Annotated in this window: 5 protein-coding genes and 1 pseudogene; 1 reads left to right on the top strand and 5 read right to left on the bottom strand. The window is 70.1% G+C overall.

Annotated elements, in window-relative coordinates; translation table 11 throughout:
* Positions 1 to 69: 69 nt before the first annotated feature.
* The 5 genes and pseudogenes from ACWEBX_RS37805 to ACWEBX_RS37785 form a co-directional block, all read right to left on the bottom strand.
* A pseudogene (locus ACWEBX_RS37805) lies at positions 70 to 342 on the bottom strand (DNA alkylation response protein); the annotation flags it as partial.
* Positions 343 to 622: 280 nt separating this feature from the next.
* Positions 623 to 838, bottom strand: coding sequence for a hypothetical protein (locus ACWEBX_RS37800; RefSeq protein ID WP_451889264.1), 216 nt, complete (start codon positions 836 to 838; stop codon positions 623 to 625).
* A gap of 320 nt (positions 839 to 1158) precedes the next feature.
* Positions 1159 to 1449, bottom strand: a complete 291-nt coding sequence (locus ACWEBX_RS37795; RefSeq protein ID WP_451889263.1) for a hypothetical protein — start codon at positions 1447 to 1449, stop codon at positions 1159 to 1161.
* Positions 1450 to 1571: 122 nt separating this feature from the next.
* Positions 1572 to 2405, bottom strand: coding sequence for an alpha/beta fold hydrolase (locus ACWEBX_RS37790; RefSeq protein ID WP_451889262.1), 834 nt, complete (start codon positions 2403 to 2405; stop codon positions 1572 to 1574).
* A gap of 39 nt (positions 2406 to 2444) precedes the next feature.
* A complete protein-coding gene (locus ACWEBX_RS37785; RefSeq protein WP_451889261.1) occupies positions 2445 to 3110 on the bottom strand; it encodes a DUF4097 family beta strand repeat-containing protein in 666 nt (221 codons plus the stop codon).
* A gap of 239 nt (positions 3111 to 3349) precedes the next feature.
* Here ACWEBX_RS37785 and ACWEBX_RS37780 point away from each other — a divergent pair, with 239 nt between their 5' ends.
* Positions 3350 to 4105: a helix-turn-helix domain-containing protein gene (locus ACWEBX_RS37780; protein WP_451889260.1), complete on the top strand. Its 756-nt coding sequence runs from the start codon at positions 3350 to 3352 to the stop codon at positions 4103 to 4105.
* Positions 4106 to 4140: the final 35 nt, after the last annotated feature.

Raw genomic sequence — 4140 nt, 5'->3', positions numbered from 1 at the left:
CCGGCCACCAGGCCGTACGCCCAGTGGCGTACGCCTTTTGACGATGCGTCATACACCAAAGCGAGGCCGTTACACCGGCCGTGGGAAGCTGACTCCCGAACCGGGCAGCGCGCGGTCGAGGATCGTGCCGAAGGCGGTGGACGCGGGGAGCGTGCCGAAGGCGTGGCCCCAGTCGCCGCCGAATCGGCTGGCGCAGAACGCGTCGGCGACCGCGGGCGGGGCGTGCCGGACCAGCAGCGAGCCCTGGAGGGTCAGTGCCATCAGCTCGACCATCCGGCGGGCGCCGGTCTCGATGCCGTCCCGGTCGGCAAGTTGGTCCTTGAGGCGGACTACGGCGGTGTCCGGCCCGGAGGAGGACGAACAGCCTGCCGCGGCGAAGGCGAGGACCACAAAGGCAGCTATGAAGCGGTATCTCACCAGGTCACACTGGCAGATCCCGGGCAGTCCCACTGTCCCTTCCCCCAGGTCACCATCGGTGGCGGTCACCCGCTGCACGATCTTCCGTGACCTCTCCCCCGGTTCGCGGTCCCCAACGGGGCATGCGCGCACGTGTAGAGCTCGCGGGCGCTGAAGACATCGATGACGTCGCGGGGGAAGCCACGGTCGTGCAGGGCACGGACTTTCAGCCCGACGTCGTCGTCCCGGGACAGGGTGGGACCGGCGGCCGTCTGCGCGGGGGCCTGTGGAAGATCTCTTTCAGAATGTCGAGCTCACAGGCTTCGCCGGTTGCCGCGTCGGTGGCAAGCAGACGGGCCATCCGAGGGGCGACCTCGACGACGTGCACCTGCCAGCCCTTGCTCTCCAGGCCGACGGCGACGACGCCGGTGATCTCGTTCATGGCTGCTGCCGCGTCGGCGGCCAGATCCAGGTCCTGGCTGGTGCGGCTTACGAGTTCGGGGCCTGGATCGCGTAGCCGCCGGTGATCACTAGGGGGTGGAGCCGACGGCCAGGACGTCCGCCAGAAGGCGGGCGTGCAGGTCGGGAAGTCTCACGCGGCCGCCGGACCCTGGTTGGTGCGCCGTCGCCGGGCCGGGGGCTGGGCGGGAGGTACGTCGGCCAGAGCCCGTAGCTCCGAGAACCGGTCCTCCCACACACCGCGGACCGTCGTCGAGACCAGGGTCCGCAAGGTGGGCCACGACCGCAGGAGGATGTCGCGGTTCAGAAGAGCACAAAGGTCCTTGCGCATCCCCTCGGCCAGAACGGTGCGGTACAGACACTCATCCTCTGACGTTCGTTGGCGAGGTCGAAAGCACGCAGCCCCGACCAGACAACCGTGGCGGGCGGTTCTACGACGCCTTCCGCCGGCCCTTGCAGCTCACTCAGCGAATCCGGCAGCCGTCGCTGGAATTTCTCCCGGTACAGCTCCAGATCCGTGCTGCCGGAACCCGGGTTCGCACCGGTGCCGGCAAGGGACGGCGCGGGATCTGGGTACTGCGGCGTGGCGGGCATGCCCCAATTATGACGGCTGCCACCCGACGCTGGGAGGAATGGAGGAATGAGGGTGAACGCTGCGGCTGAGGTGGCGTTCACCCTCGTGGGAGGGGCTCGGGTGGTGTCGGGCGGGTGTGGTGTCAGTTCGTGTCCCGGGTGGGGGTGGCGGCGTCTCGGATGGCCTTGGCCACGGCCGCGTAGTCCTTCTTCAGGATCGCGTCGTGGTTGCTGGGGACCTTCGCGCTGATCTTGATGTTCGGGTTGCGGGCGGTCACCGCGTCGAGGGCGGCGCGGATGCGTTCCTGTTCGTCGCCCTTGCTTCCCAGGGACGCGCCGGAGGCGACGACGTAGCGCACCGGGACGGTGATGTCGTCCAGTACGGGGGCCAGTTCGCGTTCGCGGGCGAGCTTGCCGAGTTCGATGTTGGTGGCGGCCATCTGGTCGGCGTTCATCCTCGGGGCCAGGCCCGTGGGGCGCAGCAGGGGCAGGAACCAGCCCATCCTGCGGAACAGTTTCCGGATCCGCGCTTCCATGGCCTCGTCCAGCCAGTCGTAGGGCTGGGCGCCTTCGACCAGGACCGCGCCCAGGGCGCGTGCGGGGTTGCGGCGGGCCCAGTGGGCCCCGACGAACGCGCCGTAGGACCAGCCGGCCACCACCGCGCGGTCCACTCCCCGGGCGGCGAGGACGGCGTCGACGTCACGGAGGGCGGCCTCGAAGGAGTAGTCCGCCGAGCGCTTGGATTTGCCGCGGGCGCGTTCGTCGTAGGTGATGTGGCGCCATCCGGGCCCCAGTTCGGCGATGACCCGCCGCCAGTAGCCCTGGGTGGCGAACTGGCCGTTGAGGTAGAGGACGGGGATGCCGGGGCCGCCGGTGTCGGTGACGGCGAGGGCCGTGTCGTCGACGGGGACCATGCCGGTCCATGTCCGCCCGGTCGAGGGGGTGTTGTTCTTGTTCTTGTTCTTGTTCTTGTTCATGGGCTTCTCCTGGCCTGGGGGTGGTTGCGGCGGCGCTTTTCAGAGGCTGCGGGCCGTGATGTCGCCGCGGGAGGTGGTGGCGTGGATGTCGAGCGCGGCGGTGCCGTCGTTCTTGAGGGTGTCGGCGATGCGGCCGCTGCCGGTGGCCGCGTCCAGGACGGCCGAGACGCCGGGAGCGGCGGTGACGGTGATGTCGCCGAGCTGGGTGTTCAGCGTGAGCGTGCCGCGTACGGCCTCGGCGATGCGGATGTCGCCTCGTGCGGTGCTGATCCGTGCGGGGCCCTCCAGCCGGCCGACCTCTACGTCGCCCTCGCTCGCGGTCAGGCGCAGGCTCGCGGCCTCGTCGATCCGGATGTGGCGCCAGGCACCGTCGAAGGCGATGTCGCCGAGGCGTCCCTCGCAACGCAGTTCGGCACTGGCGGTCTTGGCCTCGACGCGGGAGCCGGCGGGGAACCGGATGGTGACGTCCAGGGATCCGGTGGCGCCGAGGAGGCCGCTGCCGGTCCCGGGGGCGGTGATCCGCAGGACGCCGTCGGCGCAGGCGACGGTGGTCCGCTCGGCGGCCCTGGTGTCGCGGCTCCTGGCGGGGTCGGCGGGCAGGACCTCGACGGTGGTGTCGGTGCGGTCCGCGGCGATGAGCCGGACGCGTCCGGCGGGGATGTCCAGGACGGCGGAGATCGGGGCGGGGGTGTCGAACGTCTGCATCGTGCTCTCCCTTGCTCACGGGTCGTTTCTGACATTGGAAACGCTACGTTGCTTTCCATTCCTGGGCAACACGCTCGTTGCATAGAATCGACATAGATGCAGGTGACAGGACTAAAACTGTTGCAACCAGCCAAGGGGTAACGCAACATCCCTCGAATCGATCATTGCAATGGGCGAGAGGTGAACGCTATAGTGAGCAGGTCCATGGACCGTTGCCGGGAATCACCGAGGAGACCGCGATGCCGGGAGGCAGACTCACCCAGCAGGAACGCCAGCAGATCGCGCTGGGGCTGGCCGACAGCCTCCCCTACGCCGAGATCGCCCGGAGCCTGGGCCGGCCCACCTCGACGGTCACGCGCGAGGTGATGCGCAACGGCGGTCCCACCGCCTACCGCGCCAACCTCGCCCACCGCGCCACCGAGCGCCGCGCCCACCGGCGCAGGACCGCCCCCGCCCGAGGGCAGGAGGCGGCTCCCCTGGCGCACGGACGGAACGCCGAGGCCGTGGCCGAGTACGAGGAGACGTTCACCACCGTCCTCATGGGCTCGGGCATGCCCAAGATCCCGGCCCGGGTGCTGACCAGCCTGTTCACCTCCGACGCGGGCAGCCTCACCGCGTCCGAGCTCGCCCAGCGCCTCCAGGTCAGCCCGGCGTCCATCTCCAAGGCCATCACGTTCCTGGAGAGCCAGAGCCTCGTGCGCCGGGAACGCGACGAGGGGCGCCGCGACCGTTACGTCGTCGACAACGAGCTCTTCTACCAGGCGACGATCGCCAGCGCCCGGGCCAACGACGAGGTCGTCAGGACCGCGCGCCAGGGCGTCGCCGTCCTCGGCCGTGACACCCCCGCCGCCGTCCGCCTGGAGGGCGTCGCCCGCTTCCTCGACTTCATCAGCGAGAGCATCACCCGCGCCGCCGAACAGGCCCGCGAAGTCCTCCACACCAGTCCCAAAACAGCCCCGAAAGACACCGCGCCGGCAGACGCCGACCACGGCTGACGCGGGCCGCTCCGGCCCGCGGGCGCAGAGCCGGC

This window comes from Streptomyces sp. NPDC005070 (assembly GCF_053600395.1).
The sequence above is the reverse complement of the archived record's forward strand: the minus strand, read 5'-3'. Positions and strand labels throughout refer to the sequence as shown.